Annotated in this window: 13 protein-coding genes and 2 pseudogenes; 6 read left to right on the top strand and 9 right to left on the bottom strand. The window is 69.5% G+C overall.

The genetic code is table 11. From position 1 onward, the window contains the following. Positions 1-15: 15 nt before the first annotated feature. Positions 16-6,774, bottom strand: a complete 6,759-nt coding sequence (locus AB5J56_RS06060) for a SpvB/TcaC N-terminal domain-containing protein (RefSeq protein ID WP_369230800.1) — start codon at positions 6,772-6,774, stop codon at positions 16-18. 672 nt (positions 6,775-7,446) lie between these two features. On the opposite strand from AB5J56_RS06060, the gene AB5J56_RS06065 reads away from it, so the two are divergent. Beyond that, complete coding sequence (locus AB5J56_RS06065) at positions 7,447-8,658, top strand: FAD-dependent monooxygenase (protein WP_369230802.1); 1,212 nt, start codon at positions 7,447-7,449, stop codon at positions 8,656-8,658. A 280-nt stretch (positions 8,659-8,938) separates the two neighbouring features. On the opposite strand, the gene AB5J56_RS06070 is transcribed toward AB5J56_RS06065, so the two are convergent. After that, positions 8,939-10,057, bottom strand: a complete 1,119-nt coding sequence (locus AB5J56_RS06070) for a right-handed parallel beta-helix repeat-containing protein (RefSeq protein WP_369230803.1) — start codon at positions 10,055-10,057, stop codon at positions 8,939-8,941. Between the two features lie 436 nt (positions 10,058-10,493). Here AB5J56_RS06070 and AB5J56_RS06075 point away from each other — a divergent pair, with 436 nt between their 5' ends. The 3 genes from AB5J56_RS06075 to AB5J56_RS06085 all read left to right on the top strand — a co-directional run bounded on the left by AB5J56_RS06075 (position 10,494) and on the right by AB5J56_RS06085 (position 12,511). Further along, a complete protein-coding gene (locus tag AB5J56_RS06075) occupies positions 10,494-11,000 on the top strand; it encodes a hypothetical protein (protein ID WP_369242375.1) in 507 nt (168 codons plus the stop codon). Between the two features lie 291 nt (positions 11,001-11,291). Then, complete coding sequence (locus AB5J56_RS06080; protein ID WP_369230805.1) at positions 11,292-12,230, top strand: serine protein kinase RIO; 939 nt, start codon at positions 11,292-11,294, stop codon at positions 12,228-12,230. Positions 12,231-12,316: 86 nt separating this feature from the next. Then, positions 12,317-12,511 carry a hypothetical protein gene (locus AB5J56_RS06085; RefSeq protein WP_369243175.1) on the top strand — a complete coding sequence of 65 codons (195 nt, stop codon included), beginning with the start codon at positions 12,317-12,319 and terminating at the stop codon, positions 12,509-12,511. 26 nt (positions 12,512-12,537) lie between these two features. On the opposite strand, the pseudogene AB5J56_RS06090 reads toward AB5J56_RS06085, so the two are convergent. From AB5J56_RS06090 to AB5J56_RS06110, 5 genes and pseudogenes are all read right to left on the bottom strand, one after another. Beyond that, positions 12,538-12,787, bottom strand: a pseudogene (locus AB5J56_RS06090) (transposase family protein); the annotation flags it as partial. A gap of 219 nt (positions 12,788-13,006) precedes the next feature. Further along, positions 13,007-13,732 (bottom strand): peptidylprolyl isomerase, encoded by a 726-nt coding sequence (locus AB5J56_RS06095; protein ID WP_369230806.1) that lies wholly within the window; start codon positions 13,730-13,732, stop codon positions 13,007-13,009. A gap of 267 nt (positions 13,733-13,999) precedes the next feature. Then, positions 14,000-14,689, bottom strand: coding sequence for a hypothetical protein (locus tag AB5J56_RS06100; RefSeq protein WP_369230808.1), 690 nt, complete (start codon positions 14,687-14,689; stop codon positions 14,000-14,002). 77 nt (positions 14,690-14,766) lie between these two features. Beyond that, a complete protein-coding gene (locus tag AB5J56_RS06105; protein WP_369230809.1) occupies positions 14,767-14,907 on the bottom strand; it encodes a hypothetical protein in 141 nt (46 codons plus the stop codon). Beyond that, positions 14,904-15,284: a hypothetical protein gene (locus tag AB5J56_RS06110; protein WP_369230811.1), complete on the bottom strand. Its 381-nt coding sequence runs from the start codon at positions 15,282-15,284 to the stop codon at positions 14,904-14,906. The genes AB5J56_RS06105 and AB5J56_RS06110 overlap by 4 nt, the downstream gene beginning before the upstream one ends. Before the next feature lie 159 nt (positions 15,285-15,443). Between AB5J56_RS06110 and AB5J56_RS06115 the strand changes: the two are divergent. Beyond that, positions 15,444-15,545 (top strand): annotated as a pseudogene (locus tag AB5J56_RS06115) (transposase); the annotation flags it as partial. 140 nt (positions 15,546-15,685) lie between these two features. Here AB5J56_RS06115 and AB5J56_RS06120 read toward each other — a convergent pair. Next, a complete protein-coding gene (locus AB5J56_RS06120) occupies positions 15,686-15,877 on the bottom strand; it encodes a hypothetical protein (RefSeq protein ID WP_369230812.1) in 192 nt (63 codons plus the stop codon). A 246-nt stretch (positions 15,878-16,123) separates the two neighbouring features. Here AB5J56_RS06120 and AB5J56_RS06125 point away from each other — a divergent pair, with 246 nt between their 5' ends. After that, entirely contained in the window at positions 16,124-17,581 is a 1,458-nt protein-coding gene (locus AB5J56_RS06125; protein WP_369230813.1) for an MFS transporter, read from the top strand. A gap of 189 nt (positions 17,582-17,770) precedes the next feature. Here AB5J56_RS06125 and AB5J56_RS06130 read toward each other — a convergent pair whose 3' ends face one another. Beyond that, complete coding sequence (locus tag AB5J56_RS06130) at positions 17,771-18,703, bottom strand: SDR family NAD(P)-dependent oxidoreductase (RefSeq protein ID WP_369230814.1); 933 nt, start codon at positions 18,701-18,703, stop codon at positions 17,771-17,773. Positions 18,704-18,780 lie beyond the last annotated feature (77 nt).

Here is an 18,780-nt window from a genome sequence, read left to right on the forward strand (position 1 = left end):
GAGGAAGTCACGGTTCTAGCGCTTTTTGTGGGGAGTTCTCGGCTGCTCGATCTGCACGTGGAAGTGACCGATCCCGTCCGGGAAGAGGCCTTGCAGGACGTGTTGCGTGTCCTGGTCCTTCAAGTGCTCGAACATCGATCTGGCGGCGGGCATCAGATGGCTGATGCCCGGTCTTGAGTAGACCGGGGTGTCGCGCGGGAAGAAGACGTCATCGAACTGGTATTCGGGTTTGAGGACCGGGACGGTCATGGTCGTTCCCCGGCCACCGGACAGACTGCCGCTCTTCTTTCCGAACTCCTGCGGGGTGAGCGTGGCCCGGGTGTACATGTGGGCCTTGTCCTTCATCTGGGAGTCCTCCACCGCACCCGAACCCACCCTGCGCGGGTTGCGGGGCGTGCCGATCGCGAAGGTGGTGTCGACAGCGGGTCCCTGCGAGGCCGTGTTCTCCGACCGGCCCAGCTCCTTGTGGTACTCGTGGCCGATCATGTCCGAGTAGAAGGTGGCGACGGCGTCCAGGTGTTCCTCGGGCCTGTCCAGTTTCAGCGACTTGCCGGCGTACTTGCTGATGTCGATGGACTGGCCGCTTCCATGCCCTCTGTCACCCGCCACCGCCAGCCGCATGATGCTGAAGTCGACTCCGGTGACCTCACCCTTCGCTCGGCGTTCTTCGGCCTTGTCGACCATGCGCTGGATGATGCGGGCCATGCCGAGAGTCATGTTCTTGGGCAGCGGATCGGTGTCCTTGGCATTGAGGATCGCCATGACCTGTTTGGCGATGCCCCCGTCCCCGATCACCTTCCCGCGCTTGTCGCGGATGTCGTCGTCGAATTCGACCAGCCCCTTGTCGTGGGCCTCCAGCAGCGCATGCGCCGCACGGTAGATCTCCTGGCGCTCACTCTCCCGCCCACTCGGGTCGCTCAGCACCACCGGATTGCAGCGGGCGTACGCGTAAAGGTTCGTCCCGTCGGGGAAGCCCGTCGGGTCGGGGGCGGTCCAACGGGCCAGCCAGGGGGCGTAGTAGCGGGCGCCGTGATAAGTGAAGCCGGTCTCGGTGTCGCGTTCCTTGCCGGTGAAGCGGTAGCGCTTGAGGCTGGTTTGGGCGGCACTGTCGGCGGAGCGGTACGAGGTGGTGCCGTACGGGTGGTACTCCTCGTACGACAGGACGCGCGCGTCGGCGTCCAGTTCGACGATCGCGCTGCCGAGCAGGTCGGACAACTGGAAGCGCAGCAACTCGCCCTGGGCGGTGGTCTCGACGACGGCGAAGCGGGTGGCGCCGTCGGTGACGTGGAGGGTGGTGCGCTCCAGCCGGACCCCGCCGCCGACCGTCTTGCGGTAACGCTCCCAGCGTCCGCAGTAGACGCGCTCCTCGACGGTGCCGCCACGGTCGACGGTGGCGCGGACTCGGTTGCCGGAGCCGTCGTACTGATAGTGGGCGTCTCCCCCGCCGCCGAGACCGGCGTGGGCGAAGCGGTTCTCGACGTCCCAGTCGAGGACGTCGAGGTGCGGCATGGCGGTGATGTTGCCGCGGGCGTCATAGCTGTAGCGGGCCGAGTGTTGGTCCTCACCGTCACCGGGGACACTGTTGCCGAGCAGGCGGTTGGAGCCGGGGGCGATCTCGTGGCGCTGGGTCCAGCCCGCGGTGCCGGCGGCGTGGGCGAGGGTGGTGAGGTTGCCGGACGGGTCGTAGCGGTAGGTCTGGGTGTAGGCGCGGAAGGCCGAGCTGTCGTTGACGTGCGGGATGCGGTTCAGCGCCGGATCGACCGGTCCCGGGTTGCCCGTCTGGCCGATGTGTTCGCGGCCCGTGGCACTGATCAGCCGGTACGTGGCGTCGTATACGTAGCGTCGTACGGCGCCGACGGCCGTGTTGGCGAAGAACACCGTGTCCTGGGCCGGGTCCCGGGCCTCGGTCACGTTGCCGACAGGGTCGTAGGTGTACTCCAGGCGCTGGAGAACCCGCCCGTCGGCGGCGCTGCTGTCCGCCGCCGAGAGGCGGAACGTCGCCGGGTCGTAGGTGTAGGCGGTGCGCACGCCGTTTCCGTGGCGGACCTGCGTGCGCTGGCGGCGCGCGTTGTAGTCGACGCGGATCAGCAGCGGGCGCCAGTCCTCGGCACCGGTGGCGAGCTCGAGGCAGTCGAGCAGGCCGCCCTCGCCGTAGCGTAAGCGCAGCCGGGCGCCGTCGGGGCTGGTGGAGAGAGTCTCGCGGTTCAGCGCGTCGTACGCGATACGGGCGGGGAACTCGTCCGCTTCGAGCCGATCGCGTACGGCGGTGAGCGCGACGTCCGGATCCGCAGTGTCGGTCAGTGGCGCCCAGTCGGGCTCCCCGGCCGGGTCCGCGGTGAGGCGGCGTACGGACTCGGTGATATTGCCCTTGACGTCCACCTCGGTGGTGCGGACGGCACCGGCGGTGTCGAAGGCGAGGCAGATCCGGCCACGCAAGTTGTGCCGGTCCGCGTGGGCCAGGGCCTCGCCGTAGTAAGTGCGGGCGCGCAGCCGCTCGCCCCGCCCGGCCGGGGTGGCGAACGCATGGGTGACGCGGCGCAGTTGGTCGTAGACCCAGCGGAATACCGTGCCCCGGCTGTCGGTCGCGTACGCCAGGTTACCGGTGACATCGGTGAGGGACCAGCGCTCCCCCGCGTCGGGGCCGCTCGCGTGGCAGACCCGGCCAAGCATGTCGTACTGCTGCTCCCACACGCGGATGCCGCGAGGGTCGATGAGCGCCAACTCCCGTCCGTCGACATCTCGTTCGGTGGCGGTGGTGAACAGTTCGCCGCCGCCGTTGTCGGCGGTCACCCGGAACGGCCGCCCGAGCACGTCGAGTTCGGTGACGGTCGGGGTGTCTGCGTGGAACAGGGTCTGTTCGGCCGCGCGGCGGCGCGGGTCGCCAGGGGGCAGCGCCATGCGCTCGTCGAGCCAACGGGAGCCGCGGACCGTATCGTTGCGGTCGGCGTCCGTGCGCCCCCAGGGCGTGAAGGCGGCCCGGGTGCGGGTGCCATCCGGGTGGTCGGTGCGGACCAGGCGGCCCAGCGGGTCGTAGTGCAGGACGGCGGCGACCCCGTGGCGGGCGAACTCGTCCTCGGCGTCGAAGCCCGGGCCGGGGGCGAAGTACGGCTCGTACTGCTTGACGGGGCGGCCCTTGTCGTCGTAGACCACCCGTCCGGTGCCGATCCAGCGTGGGGTGCCGTCGACCGCTGGTTCCGCCTGCGTCTTGACGAGGACGATGCGGCCGGTGCCGTCGCCGTAGGTCCGCGACTCCTGCCAGGGGGTGTCCGGGTCGCCGTGACGTTCCCTGGCCCGGGTACGGAAAGCGACCGGCAGATGGTCCAGGTCGTACTCCAGGGTGGTGGTGGGGTCGTCCTGGGCTGAGGGCTCCGGCGTCGACAGGTCGAGCCGGTCCGCGTCGTCGGCCGCGCCGGGCTTGCCGAGCACCGCGGTGGCGGTCACGAAACCGAGGGCGTCGTAGCGGACGCCGGTGCGGTTGCCGTTGGGGTCGGTGAGCAACCAGAGCTCCACGACACGGTAGTTGAGAGTGGCCGTGGTCCGGCTGTCGAGGGGGTCGGCCACGCGCGCGATGCGCAGCAGATGCGGGTCGTGGCCGATGGTCCAGCGGGCGCCGAACGGGTCGGTGTAGGTCACGGGTTGGTAGAAGGCGGCGGGGCTGTACTCGTGTCGGCCGGACGGAGACCACCAGATGTCGCCGTCGCGCAGATGCCCCGAACTCTCCAGGTCGGCGACGGAAATCCGGTCTCCGTACAGGTAGGTGAGCTGTCCTTCCGCGTAAGCCTGCCGATAGATCCGCCAGGGCAGGGCGCGGCTGCCGGTGCGGCCGGGCGGGAGCTCGGCTCCGAGGTCGTCGGCGGAGTAGGTGTGCCGGGTGCGGGACAGCAGGCGGCGCTGCGGCCGGGTGCCGGAGACCTGCCGGTGGTAGGGGATGTCCTCCAACTGTCCGGCCAGGGCGGTGCGCAGCTCGGTCTCGGTGAAGTGGTCCGCTCTGGGTGCGATGCCGCCGATCTCGTAAGCGCACTGCTCCACCGGGGTGCCGAGTCGCCAAGTGCCGCCGGTGTCCGTGGTGTTGGTGACGTCGTACTCCGTCACGGTCAGCCGCATACGGGTCTGCGCAGGGTCGATGGCTCCCGGGCCCGGGTATGCCGCCCGGGCGACGCGGCGCGGGACGCCCCACTCGTCGACGTCCAGCGTCAGATCGTGCGTGACCCGGAGGTCGTCGGGGACGCCCTCTCTGTGGACGGTCAGCGTCTCCCCGTCGTGGGCGTGGACGACGCAGTACTCGGCCGTGCCGCGCGGCTGGACGACACGGACCCGGTGGTTCGTCTCGGCGACGGCGTACGGCACGCCCAGCTCGCCGTCCGCTCCCTCGGCGTAGACCTCCTCGCGCAGCACCCTGCCGCGCAGCGCGCGCACGGCCTCGCGCTCCTCCTCGACGCTCAGCCCGCCGGGCAGCACGGTGTCCGGGAGCAGCGGACCGGCTCCGCCGTTCCAGTACCGGTCCGCGAACCGCACAGCGGCGGTGTCCCCGGTGTGCTGCCAGCGGCGGGTCACGGCGGGCGGTTCGTACTCCCGGCCGCCACTCGCCTCGTACGACAACGCGTCGCGGTGCTCGACGAATGCGAAGCCGCGGAACTCGCGCTCCACGCCGTCGTAGTGGCCGTGGCGATAGCGGTACGACGACACCAGCGTGGTGCCCGCCACGGCGTCCTCGGTACGGGTCTCGGCGACGACATGCACCGGGAACGGCAGCCGGGTCAGCCACGCGTCAGCGGTGCCCTCGTCGGCGAGGTAGAACGCGGTCGACGGCAGACAGCTCACCGTGGTGCGCAGGCCCATGCCGTTGTCCACGCCGGCCAGCAGGTGCGGTTTGCCCGCGGCCATCAGGTCCAGGCAGTGCACCTCCGGCTCGCCGTGCGGCGCGGGCCCTGCGATCACCAGACAGGCCGTGCCCTTGCCGAGCAGGTCGGCGACCGTGACCCCGGCGTCGGCCGGAATGTGTGCGATGACGGTTTCCGGCGCGCTCCAGGAGTTGCCTGCCTGGTTGAACCACACCCGCGCGCCGTCGTCGCCGAGGTAGATGATGTCGGTGGGGGCGCTGCCGTCGACGTCGGCCAGCCGGATCCGGCTCTGGGCGAACCGGTCGGGGTGGTCGAAGACGGGCGCGCCCGCCATGGTGATCCTCGGGCCGAACCGGCCGTGGCCGAGGCTGGGCCAGTAGGCGATCTCCCCGTTGCGGATGCGCACCAGGTCGGTGAGTCCGTCGCCGGTCATGTCGGCGAGGTAGACGCTCTGTTCGGGGTCGGCGAAGACCAGGGCGGGGCCACGGTCCTCGGTGGCGGCCGCAGCGACGTCCTCGCCGTCGGCGTAACCGCCGAAGCCCCGCGACGGGTACCAGGTGAAGCCGTCGCTGCCGGTGAGCAGGACATCCGCGAGGCCGTCCCCGGTGAGGTCGACGAACCGCAGGTTGGGGTCCTCCCACTGCAGCCTCGGCAGTGCGGGGAACGCCTCGAACGCCGCCCAGCTCCGGTCCTCGGTGCGCCGGTGGTAGCCCGGGACGCCGGCGGACAGAGTGGCCAGCGACTGGCGTCCGTCACCGGCCAGGTCCATGAGCTGGCCGGTGGTCGAGGGCGCGGGATCGACCAGGCGGGGTGCACCGATCAGGCCGTCGCCGCGGTTGGGCCGGTAGTAGCGGGCGCCGTCCTGTTCGGCGAGCAGCCCGGGGATGCCCTCGCCGTCGAGGTCGACCCAGCGGTGGCCGGCGTCGAGGCGGGGCGGTGGGTCGCCGGGCTCGGTTCTGAGCGGCACTGCGGCGGCGCTGACGGTCCGCTCGGTGTAGGTGAACTCGAGTGCCGGCAGTGCGGTGCTCGCCTGGTCCCCGGAAGCGGAAGGAGCGTAGCCGCGCCGGGTCACGGCGGTCAGTTTGCTGGTCGCCGGGTCCTCCTGGTAGGTGAGGTCCGTGGAACTCACCAGGACTGGATCCGGGGCCAGTTCGGGAAACTGATGGAACATCAGAATCCGTCTGCACAGTCGCTCGGTACGGATCTCGAATCCGCTGCGTCGGCTGGAGAACGGGTCGGCCCGTGCGGGCCAGGGTCGCACCTCTTGCGGGGTCGGGGTCCGGTCGTCGTGTTCGCCGTAGTCGAGGACGACCTGGAAACCGAAACTCGTCCTGTCCTCGATGTCCTTGAGACCGTAGTGGATGCGCTTGAGGTAGCGATTGGCCGACGCGGGGCCGTCCTCCGGCTTGTACTCGTAGCGGATGAGGTTGCCGCGATCGTCGGCGGTCTCCTCAAGGAGCCAGCGGAAGACCCGTGCCGAGTCGGTCGGATCGGCGACACGGGTGGCACGGGACCGCCCGAAGACGCTCGTCACGTTCTCCTTCGACGTGACCCGCCAGTGGGTGTCCCCCGTCGCCGCCTCGCGCAGGCGATCGATCCGGGCGAACAGCCCCTCGGTACGCGGCCGGTACGAGATCACCTCGTATGCGCCCTCGGTGCGGGGGGCGGGGAACTGCGCGGGAACCAGATCCTCGGCGCCACTCAACTGGAAGACGTCGCGTTCGTCGGCGTAACGGGGCAACCCCTTGTCGGTACGACGGGAGACCGACGGCACATCCAGCGACCAGCAGAGCCCGAACGGTCCGTTGCCGCTGCCGGAGTCGTATCCCAGGGCCAGGACGGGTTCGGCACCGCTGCGCGCCGCGGTGAGCGTGAGCGGCACGGACAGTGTTGCGGTTCCGGTCAACGCGTTCGCGGCGAACTTCTCCCCCATGGCCCGGATCGCGCCGCCGGATTTCGGCAGCGACAAAGAGGGGTGGTCCGGCCCTTTGTCCTGGCTCGGGCGCGCTCCGGCGTCCCGCCCCGCACTCTGGCCCGGCCCCGCTGCCCAGGAGTCCTGCGTCTGTGCCTGAGCCGGCCATCCCCGCTCTGCACCGTTTTCGCCCATGGTCGGCTCTGCGCGCATACTCGTTCCCCCGTCCAACTGCGCGGAACACGGCCCGGTTCCACGCCGGTTGCGCCCGCCTTCGCCAGTCCGGGCGACCTCGCCCCAGCCGAGTCGGCCGAACCTGCTCTTGGTCAGGGAGCTGTCGGGACACGGTGGAATGTGATGGCCTGAGCGCCTTCAAAGTGGCGGATGTGGCGCACTGAACGGTCAAGACTGTTCCACGCAGCCCCGAGGCTTCGCGACCCCAGTTCCGCTGAGCGGAACAATCGGACAACAACACTGGCGAGTTCGCTCCGTGCTGGAGACGGCGGTGGCGGGACGGCGGCGCCACCTGTTCCGACAAGGACGGCAGGTGGCGCTTCTTCCTCGACAACCCGTGGGGATCCGGCTTCGAGAAACGCCCAGTTCCGTGATGATGTCCGGGCACACGCCTGCGGCCTCGGCACGACGTGCCGGACGGCGCCGTACACAGCAGAGAGCCAACTTGGGGAGAGCGGAATGCGTGCTGGCAGGGTTGTGGTCGTCGGCGAGAGCATCGCGGGATGCGCGGCGACACTCGCACTGCGGCGGGCCGGGGTCGAGGGGGTCACGGTGTACGAGCGTGCGCAGGGGCGGTTGGCCGACCGCGGGGTCGGGGTTGCCATGCACAACGCCCGCTACGCGGAACTGGAGTCGGCGGGATACCTCGATGCCCATATTCCGTGGGGGCGGATAGTCCACCGCCGCTGGTACGTCCGGGACAACGCGATGCCGAACGCCCCGCTGGGCCGTGAGATCGCCACCAATCCGTTCCCATTTCGCAGCTACAACTGGGGCTCCCTCTGGCACGAGCTGCGCCGCCGGATGCCCGAGACGGCGGTCTTCCGGTCCGGATCGGCGGTCGAGGCCGTCGAGTTGACACCCGAGGGCGCCGAGGTGCACTCGGGCGGGCGCACCGAGCACTACGACGTGGTGATCGGCGCGGACGGCTACCGCTCGACCGTCCGGGCGGCCCTGTATCCCGACGTCCGCCCCCAGTACGCCGGTTACCTGGCATGGCGCGGCGCCTACCCTGCAGACCGGCTGCGCGACGCGGAGCTGTGGGCCGAGGACGAGTGCGCGTACGTCGTCTTCCAGGGCGGTCACCTCGTCGTGTACCGCATCCCGGACGGGACCGGCGGGCACCGCGTCAACTGGATCCTGTACACGGCCCCACCAGCCGGTCTGGACCAGGGTATGCACACGCCCACCAGCCTGCCTCCGGGCACCGCAGGCGACGCACTGCGCGCCCATCTGACGTACCTCGCCGCCGAGTTGCTGCCTGCCTACTGGGGCGACCTGGTGCGGGCGACGACACACGACGAGCTGTTCCTGCAACCCATGTACGACTTCACAGCGCCCCGTTACGCGGTAGGCCGGGCCCTGCTCATGGGCGACGCCGCCACGGTCGCCCGTCCGCACACCGGCGCAGGCGCCGTCAAGGCGCTGCAGGACGCCACGATCCTGGAATCGGCCCTGATGTCGGCGGCCACCTGGTCAGAGGCCCTGGTCGCCTACGACGCCGACCGGGCACCCTCCGGCCGAGTCATGGTCGACCTGGGGCGACGGCTCGGGCGGGCCCTGGTCCAGGAGACCCCGAACTGGCCCACGCTCGACCAGCCGGGCCTGGAGACCTGGTGGGACCAGGCGGCCGGGACGGGCGCGTTCGGCGGGCGGGAATTGAAGCGGTAGCGCTCGCGGCTCGCAGCGCCGGGCCACGGAGTACCGGGGCCCGGCGCAGAAGGCACCAGGATCCGGGGCGGACCAAGAAGGCACGTTCCGGCTGGAGATGGACAAGCGGCCGGCTTCACCCTGCCCACGGTGCCCCCACCCCCGTACACCGATGCCCAGCTCCCGCGCGACCGTCCGGGCGGGCGGGCGCCTCACGGTCGCCGGTGGCGAGCACGGGCCGCAGGCCGAGCCGCCGCAACTGGTCGGCTGATCGGTAAGCGCGCATGCGACTCGCCTTCCGTCATGGCATGCCCAAGCCCTGGCGGTAGGACGGGAGAGGGCCGGCCTTCGTCAGGACGGCGGCGCAGGCGGTGTTGGTGGCGCAGGCCAGGCCGGGGTTGCGGGGAGGCAGCAGGGTGTTGTCGGTGAACGCGAGACCGTGCGGGTCTCCGCACCCCTTGTCGTCCGGGTCCTGCTTGTTGGCCGGGGGCCAGGCTCCGGGGTACTCCCGTCGTTCGACCCATGCGGGGACGGTGTCGTCCCAGACGTTGCCGCGGTAACGCACGTTCTGGACGGGGCGGTTGCCCCACTCCTCGCTGCAACCGCCGATGGAGGCAACGTAGTTGTAGACGGTGTTGCGGTCCACGGTGACCCAGTTGGTGCTGTCATCGGTGTAGATCCCGACGTTCCAGTCGCCGTACTTGCTGTCGGTCACCGCGTTGCCGCTGATGACCGCGCCGTCGGCGAAGGAGTTGCCCTGTTCGCCGCGCAGATAGATGCCCCCTCCGTCCTCGAGGAGCCGGTTCGTCGCGTAGACGCGGTTGTCGAGGATTCGGTTGCGATGCATGATGCCCCGCAGGTCGTCGCCGGGACCGGAGAGGACGCCGCTGTAGGGGACGTCGTTGACCTGGTTGTGCGCGATGGTGGTCTCCTGGGTCGCGGTGTCCCAGATGCCGGAGGCCGCGTGGTACTCCGCGCCGATGTGGTGGATCCAGTTGTTGGTGATCCGGTTGCCGCGGTTGGTCCCCCTCTGGTCGGGCGGGACCACCCCCATCAGGATGCCGCCGTCGGAGACGTCGCTGATGACGTTCCCGTCGACGACGTTGTGCGAGCTGTTCTCGGACAACTCCAGTGCCTGGGCGCCCAGGTGGGTGAAACGGTTGCCCTCGAAGGTGATCCGCTCGGCGGTGCGGAAGGCTACCGTGCCGGGCACCGTGAGCAGCCTCGCATCTCCGCCCTTCCTGGGCCGCAGGTACATGCTCCACGCGGCGGGGAACCCGGCGGGTTCGCTGGGCGCCAGCCAGGTGGCGTATGCGAACGTCAGGCCGCGGAAGCCGATGTCGTGGAGGGGACGGCCCGGACGGCCGGAGCCGGTGACCAGGCTCTCCAGGACCGGGGCGACTACCCTGGCCCGGCGCATGTCCTCCCCGGGGCGCGGGAAGTAGCGCAGTTCGTGGTGTCCGGGCCGGGAGCGGTCGAGATACCAGCGGGCCGATCATGTGCGGGCCGTCGGGCGTGCTGCGCTGCCGGGCCGGGTGTCGACGGTGGATTAGTTGTGCGGGAACTGCGGGCGAGGTCGGGCGGCCGTTCTGCCGAACGGTGAGGTGTCCGGCTGCGTGCTCTCGTCTCCTCCTCACCTCGCTCGCGCCGGCCACCCTGGCCACCCCGTCGTCTCGTGACATGGATGCGGCACCGCCCGCGCGGCTGACACCACTGCTGGAAACCCGTCACCCCGCCGAAAGATGGCATCAAATGGGCGTAAAGACTGCCGGAATACGGCAATCAACCGGCCCGTCCCATCGAGTCAGGCTTCCATCAAGCCGGAGATCAGCGACGGGTGAGAGGTGACGGCACGCCTGGCCTGGTTTCTTGGAATCGGCATCACGGGGGTCGTGCTGCTCGCCCTGTCGCTGGTCTTCGACGGAGTGCTGGACAGTGTGCTCGACGGCACGCTGGACGGTCTCGATGGGCGGCTGTCGTTGCCGGTCGTCACCGGATTCGTGGCGATGACCGGCTTCGGCGGGGCCATCACCATGGGGGCGGCCGGCACCGGTCCCGTGGTCGCCACCGCCTCGGGCGCCGTCTGCGGAGCGGGCACGGGCTGGCTGACGTACCGCTTCAGCCGTGCGCTGATGCGCGATCAGACGGCCGTCACACCGCACGGCGACGACCTCGTGGGTACCTCCGGCAACGTCGTGACCGCCATTCCGGCGGACGTCTTCGGCGAGCTGCTGCTCGAACTCGCCGGTCAGCCGGTCAAGTTCGCCGCACGCAGCGAGGGCCCGGTGGCCCGAAGCGTCGAGGCGTGGGTGGAGACGGTGCCAACCGCCACCTCCGTGGTGGTCCGCCCCGTCGACCGTTGAGCCGGTCCACCTCTCCCCTGCTCCTCCGATCCCGGCAACTCCAGCCGTTGCACCAGCGTCGGCCCGAGCAGGGCTGGGACGAGCCCGGACGGAGGATCACGCCGGGAACCTACGGCACCGCTCGACGCGGGCCGGCTTTATTCGGTTGCCGCTCCCCGTGTCCGCCCCTCACCATGGGCGGGACACCGGGAGCTGCCCGGTGCTCCACGAGAGGAGGCACGACCGTGACCACGACTGCCCTCGGCCTGCCCGCAGACCACCTCTCTCATGCCTCATGGAGCACCTCCAGCGATGTCTCACGACGATCTCTCGCAGCACCCTCAGCACCCGGCATTTCCTGACGACTCCAGCACCGACCCCCACCGCTACGTCCCACCGCCGGACGACCTGAGCGACGTCGACGACCGGTTCGTCTTCGACTTCCGTCCCTACGACGACCTCGAGGACGGCCAGCGCTGGTCGACATGGCTCAGCGTCGAACCCCTCTGCCGAGGCCCCGAGCCGCTCCCTGACTGGGTGGTGACCTCGCAGGGCGCGATCGATACCGAGCTCGGCGTCCTCAAGACCGGCAAGGAGGCCGACGTCCACCTCGTCGAGCGCGCCGACCCGCGCGACCCCACCGCCAGCGTGGTCATGGCAGCCAAGCGGTACCGCTCTCCCGAGCACCGGACCTTCCACCGCTCCGCGTCCTACACCGAGGGCCGCTCGATGAAGCGCTCACGTGACGAGCGGGCCCTCAAGCGGAAGAGCACCTTCGGCAGGCAGGTCGCGGCCGGCGAGTGGGCGGTGTCCGAGTGGGGTGCACTGGTGCGGCTCTGGGACCTCGGACTACCGGTTCCCTACCCGGTCCAGATCGACGGCACCGAGATCCTGATGGAATGGATCACCGTCGTCGACGAGGACGGCACCGTCGCGACCGCGCCCCGGCTCGCCCAGACTCGCCCCTCACCGAAGCTGCTGGCAGCGTACTTCGAGCAGCTCACCGATGCGCTCGCGACGATGGTGCAGAACGGCCTCGTGCACGGCGACCTCTCGGCGTACAACATCCTGGCGGCGGGCGAGCGGCTGGTCATCATCGACCTGCCCCAGATCGTCGACCTGGTCGGCAACCTCAACGGGATGAACTTCCTCCAGCGCGACTGCGCCAACATCTGCGGCTGGTTCCGCTCGCGGGGCCTCGAGGTCGACGAACAGGCGCTGTTCGCGGAGCTGATGGCGCACGCCTTCTGAACCGGGCGGCCAGCCAATAGGACTCCGTTAGGTCTTCCTGTTGAGCCTGTTCGGGAAACCGTGTCCGGGCGAAGACGGCGTTCTTCGTGGCAGATGTGTTCGCCTCGGTGCCGCGGAAGGACCAGCCCGCCAAAGGCGACTGCTATCTGCGCGGACCGATGCTGGACGGGGCCGACGAGAACGCCGTCACCACGGCATCTTGTCCTGGCCCACTGGCCGTGCTGCCCGTGAAGCCGGCGGTTGGCCACGTCCGAGACGAACGCAACTCACTGTCGGTGTGAGGTGTCAGGTGAAACGAAGGCCGATCGAGCGTGCCGTCCAGGATCACGAACGCCATGGGCCGCGCGATGCTCATCGCCTCGTCCGTCGGCGACGCTCGTCCAGGGTGGATGCGAGGAGGACCAGTACTTCGACGGCCTCGCGTATGTAGCGGTATGCGGTGGCGATACCGAACCGGCGGCGAGCTGGGTGTAGGTGCCACCGCATCGCAGATGAGCCAGGGTGAGGAGAGCCTGCCGTCCGGTGGTGCGTCCCCGCCATCGGGTCCCGATCTGCCTTCACCAGAAAGCGATGTGTCCGGCCAGGCGCAGTTGCGGTGCCTGGCCGGACACATCGTCCTCGAGCTCTGGAGCCCCTGCGGCCCCTGACGCACTACCCGTCCGACGGCCCGCCCAGCGTCACAGCGAATTGCAGCACGAGGCATTCAGCAACGGCTGCTTCACATCGCCGTGAGACCAGGCACATAGCTGGACCCACGGTGACCGCACCACAGTTCATCAGGGCCGGCAGGACGGCCGGACGCTGAGCAGCTCGGTCCGCAGCACGGGCGTGCCGTCGACAGGCGCCGGGTCCTGCGTAGTTGGCTCGATTCCGCCAGCAGCGACCTTGTCGAGCGTCTTCAGGCCGGCGGCACCGACCGTGCCGAACACCGTGTAGTTCGGTCGCAGCGCGGAGTCGCCGTAGACGACGAAGAACTGCGAACCGTTCGTGTTCGGCCCGGCGTTGGCCATTGCCAGCAAACCGCGCCCATAAAGGCGACGGACGCCGGTCGGATCGCTCGGTGCCGGCGGCAGGTCCACCGGCAGCTCGTCCTTGTAGTCGTACCCCGGCCCACCCTCGCCAGTGCCGGTCGGGTCACCACACTGCAGGACCTTCAGCGTCGGATACGCCGTCAGCCGATGGCACACCGTACGGTCGTAGAACCGGTGCGCCGCCAGGTGCACGAAGCTCTGGACCGTGCACGGCGCCTTCGCCCGGTCCAGACTCAGCGGGAGCGGGCCCTGGCTGGTCCGGACAGCCATACTCACCGTGCCGTGACTGGGCGTGTGCCGCGGGTCGGGCGGCAGGGGAACCCGCCGCGCCGCCGGCTCGTCCGGGGTCTGGGTGTACTGGCAAGGACCGTGCGTGGTTCGCGGCGGGGCATCGGAAGCGAAGGCGGTGGTGCTGCCCCCGGACACGACCAATGCTGCTGCCGCCCATGCGGTCATGAGAGCTCGGTTCATCTTGCACACCCTTCAGAAGATCGCCAGATTTCGGAGCGGTCGCAGCCTAGAGCGCGGCCCGGCGGGCGAGAACCCACCCGCAAGCCACATCCGCCTCCCAGCCTTCGGCCCGCGGCCGCAGGCCGTTTCGTCCGGATGCAGCACAGCGTCGGCTGGCCGATCAGGGCGTCCACCCGGTGCGCGACGGATACTCCCCGAACCCGGTGGATCGGCATCCCAGTCCACGCAGAGGCCCCCACCGAACGCTGGCGTGCGCATGAGGTGATCTCACCGGGCTGCCGCTGTCAGGACTGACGGTGCCGCTGCCGTCATCTCGGTCACTCCGGAGGGGAAGGCGTCGCCGGTTGGCCAGCGTTCCGGCAGACCGAGAGCGGTGTGGACGGAACGAATCGCGGGCCGGCGCTCAACCTGAGTCCCAGCCAGTCGCGCGGTTGCCCACGTAGGGAAGATGGGAGCCGGAAGCGAGGCGGGATCCGGGCTTTGCCAGAGAACGGGAGTGTTTATCGTCCAGGTCCAGGGTGCTGGGTTGTTCACGACGAGTACGCCGCTGACACGGCTGTGGGCATGGTCGTAGGTGGCAGTCCAGTAGCCATCAGGCTTTCGACTGAAGATCGATCCGCTGCCGCAGGCGTACTCAACCGTACTCCCGAACAGTGCGCTCTCAGTGTCCTCATCTTCGGGGAAGTCGGCAGCATGGCCTACCGCCACGATGAATGGCAGCTCCAGGTCACCATACTTCCCGCCCTTGTATGTGACGGCGTCGAGCACTCGCTCCGATCCGTCCTCGACCACCCGTACCGAGGGGTAGGAGTCGATTGTCCGGCTGGATGGATTGCCACGTTTGCTTGGGCTGCGGGGGATCGCTTGAAACGTGAGGAACCAGCCAGCCTCTTGCCAAGTGTGACTGGGAAGCGGCACCTTGCGCTCATGGTCGGCGATGACCTGGTCGGGGTCCAAACTTGCAAGCCATCGCGTCAGCTCGGACTTCAGCCGTCTTTGCGGCGGCGTTGGTCATGTCCCGCTGGGTGGTGTAGTCAGGGCAGCGGTTTCGATTCCGGTTGCGGCGTGATCTGCGGCTCGGGCGAGGTGGGCTGGGTGGTCAGCAGGCGTTCGCGGTGGCCGTTGCGCCAGGTCGTGCGCGTCTCGGAGTGCTCGCCCGGGGCGGCACCGATCACGTCGGTGGCCTCAGCCTCGATGAGCTCCTGCTTGCAGATGGTGGTGCCGTTCGTTTCACCATGTGCGCCTCATACTTCTCCAAGAGAAACGACCCCATGGGCACGACGGCGGAACTGTGGGCAGTCTTCAAAGGGACTGCCTTTCCGTGCTGGCGCTGCTCCACAACCTCGAGCTTCCGCAGTCTGCACTTCATGTCGGTTTGACGCACGGCGGTGGCCTCCATGCTGCGCAGCCCTTGAAGTGCCCCATACCAGATGAGCAACTCGAACGCGGGGTCCATCTCCTCAGCAAGCGCGACGATGTGGGACCATGCAAATCGGGCCTTCAGCCTGGACTCCGAGGCTAGTTGGATGCCGATGACCTGGTTGCCCGGCATCAGGTGACCGCCGTACATCTGTGATCGGGCGGTTCCCGAGACGGGGCACTACAAATCCGCGCAACCTGTAGAAGGCCGCTTGGCTCACCCGACGGCCGCCATCGTGGACGCGCAGTCGGTGCGGGCGGCGGCGAACATCCCGCGCTCGACGTCCGGCTGGACGGCGGGAAGAAGGTGGGCGGCCGCAAGCGCCACCCGGTGGTGGACTCCCTCGGTCTGGTCCTGGCCGTAGCAGTGACCGCGGCGAACGTGCAGGACCGCGACGCCGCCGTCCCACTGGTCGATCGGCTGCGCAACATGTACTTCCCCCCGCCTCGTCTGGGCGGACGGCGGATATGCCGGCGGCCTGGTCGACCGGGCCCGTCAGACTGGTTGATGCGCTCGCGTCGCCTGGTGCGTGACTACGAGACGCTGCCGACCGTGCACGAGGCCATGGTGCTGTGGTCGATGACCATGCTCATGAGCGGTCGGCTGGCCGGGCGCCGAACTGGTGCCTCAGCCGGCCGCAACCGTTGGAGCACGGCCTTCGCGCCGGTGACGTCGAGGGTCTTCGCCCGCTCGGTGTCCAGTGGCACCACGGCCAGGTACGTCACCAGAAATCCCGCGATCTGCCCCTTCTTCGTCAGACGCGGAGAGCGCCCCACCCCAGGTGGCGATTTACCTGAGTAAGTCAATCCCTAACTTGCTCAAGTCAAGCAAACTCCCCCATGACACAAGGGTTCCACTGAGCGGGACCTGATCCGGGCGACAGGCCACACATCTGCTTTCCTGCGCACCTCGCACGTTGTACCGACCGTTAGGTCTATCTTTCCGTCAGCCGCTCCACGGGAAGGCACCCCATGTCACAGACCCGAACCACCGCTCCCCCCACCCAGGAAAGAACCCCCTCCGCCACACGCAACGTGCTCGTCGTCATCGCACTCGTGTGGACCGTCCAACTCGTCGCCCTTATGGCCGCCCTGTCAGGCATCGTCCAGGCCGACGTCGCGATCCACTTCCGGACCACGGAAATCGCGTGGTTCACCTTGATGACCCTGCTGACGGGCACCTTCTTCCTGCCGTTCGCGGTCAAGGCCGCGGCCCTCTTCGGCAAGAAGAAGGTGTTGCTCGTCGCCACCGGGCTGGGCTTCATCGGCGACCTGATCGCCGCCGTCGCCACCGACTACCGCACGCTGCTGATCGGGCGGGGCATCGCGGGCATCTACGCCGCCACCGCGCCGCTCGCCTACGCGATCACCCGCGACGTGTTCCCCCGCCGCTGGGTCGGGCTCGCCAGCGGCATCCTCGCGGGCGGCGTGGGACTCGTCGCCTTCGGCGGGCCGTTCCTGTCCGGCTGGCTCCTGGACGACTACGGCTTCCGCGGCGTGCTGTGGTTCATGGCCATCAGCACCGCCGCGAGCTTCGTCCTGGTGGCGGCCTTCGTGCCCGAAAGCCCGGTCCGCACGGTGGGCGGCCGGATGGACTGGCTCGGCGGAATCCTCCTCGGCGGCGGCATCACGGCGCTCGTGTACGCCGTCGGCCAGGGCTCGCACTGGGGCTGGGACAGCGGCAGGTTCGCCACCTATGTCGCCGGGGCGCTGGTCGCGCTGATCGCCTTCGTCCTCGTCGAGCGCCGGGTCACCGAACCGCTGTTCCCGCCGGCCATGACACGGCGCCGCCCGGTGTGGAGCGTCCTGCTGGCCACCTCCATCGCGGCCGGTTCGCTCAGCGCCGTCGGCGTCGTGATCCAGCTGCTGATCCTGATGCCCGCCATCCCTCGCGTCTCCGAGGGCCTGGGCTGGTCCGGCACCCACAACGCCATCGTCACCAGCCCCATTAGCGCGATGATTCTCGTGGCGGCCGTCGGCACCGGCTTCCTCGCCCGCCGGACGGATGCCCGCATCCTCCTGGGCACCGGCTCCGCGCTCACCGTGCTCGGCTACGGCATCGGCACCCAACTGCACCACAGCGCACCCCAGATCGTGGGCATGGGCCTCATCGCGGGGCTCGGCACGGGCATGGTCATGGCCGTCGTGCCCATCATGATCATCGAGGTGGTCACCCCCGAGGAGCAGGCGCTGGCCAACGGCGCCCAGACCCTCGGCCAGGGCGTCGCGCAGATCGTCGTCTCCCAGCTGGCCTTCGTCGTGATGGCCCAGCACGGCGCGGTCCTGAAGGGCACCCAGTTCTACCTCGACACCGGCTTCACGAACGGCCTGTGGCTGGTGGTCGGTTGCTGCACCGTGGGCGCGCTGCTCGTCCTCCTCATCCCCAGGAGCAAGCGCCTCGACGAGGCGGAAGTCGGTCAGGCGGCCTGACCGCACGGCTTTGCGGCCCGCCCGTCGGCTCATACCGGCGCGGCGGGCCCTGGCACGCACTCCCGTGGCCCTTGATCTACGTGGCACAGCGCGAGAGGCCGGGCAGTCCGCGCCCGGCCCCTCGGCCACACCCTCCACACCGCGACCGACGCGGCGACACGCCCCCTCGCCGTGTCGCCGCCCGCCCGCCTACGCGTCCGCGCCCGGTGCGAACTGGTGCTGCAGGAACGCGCCCGACCAGGCCATCAGGTCCGACGGCACGTAGTAGCCCTTCTCGTCGTTGATGGCGTCCCAGTTCCCCGCCACGTCCTCCACGGTCGCGGGACCGCTCTGGTGCACGTATCCCTCGGTCGAGCCGATGAAGAGACGGGCGAAGCGGCCGGCGCCAGCCGTGTAGATCTCGCCGCTGACCGGGCAGCTCTCGTGGGCGAGGTACGCCACCATCGGCGCCACCGCGTCCGACGGCATGTACGGCTGGCCCGGGACCGCCTCCGTGGGCTCCTCCTCGGGGCCGCCGCCCATCCGGGTCATGGCCGCCGGCGCGATCAGGTTGACCTTGATGTTGTGCGGCTCGCCCGCCAGCTTCGCGCTGCGGGCCAGTCCGATCGTGCCGCCCTTGGCCGCCGCGTAGGACAGGTTGTTGGGCAGTCCGAACACGCCGCTCGACGTCGTCAGGACGACCCGGCCGTAGTTCTGCTCCACGAAGTGCGGCCAGGCGGCGCGCAGCGTGTTGAACGAGCCGACGAGGTGCACGGCGAGATGGCGCTCCAGGTTCTCCGCGTCGACCTCCGGCAGACCTGCCCACCGGATGATCCCGGCGTTGTTGACGAGGACGTCGACGCGCCCGAAATGCTCGATCGCGGTGTTGACGATCGCCTCGCCGCCGGCCGGCGTGGAGACGTCGTGGGTGTCGGCGACGGCCTCGCCACCGGCCGCGGTGATCTCGTCGACGACCTTCTGGGCGGGTCCGGCGTCCGAGCCGTCGCCCTCCATGGATCCGCCCAGGTCGTTGACGACGACCTTCGCCCCCCGCGCCGCCAGGAGGCGGGCATGGGCCCGGCCGATCCCCCGGCCCGCGCCGGTGACGACGGCGACGCGTCCTTCGAAGCTGAACTCGCTCATGCCTGACTCCTTTGTCCTGCGGATACGGCCGCGGGTCCCGCCCGTACGAGAGGGACCCGCGGAACGATGGAAGGGCG

The organism is Streptomyces sp. R21 (assembly GCF_041051975.1).
Classification (GTDB): Bacteria; Actinomycetota; Actinomycetes; order Streptomycetales; family Streptomycetaceae; genus Streptomyces.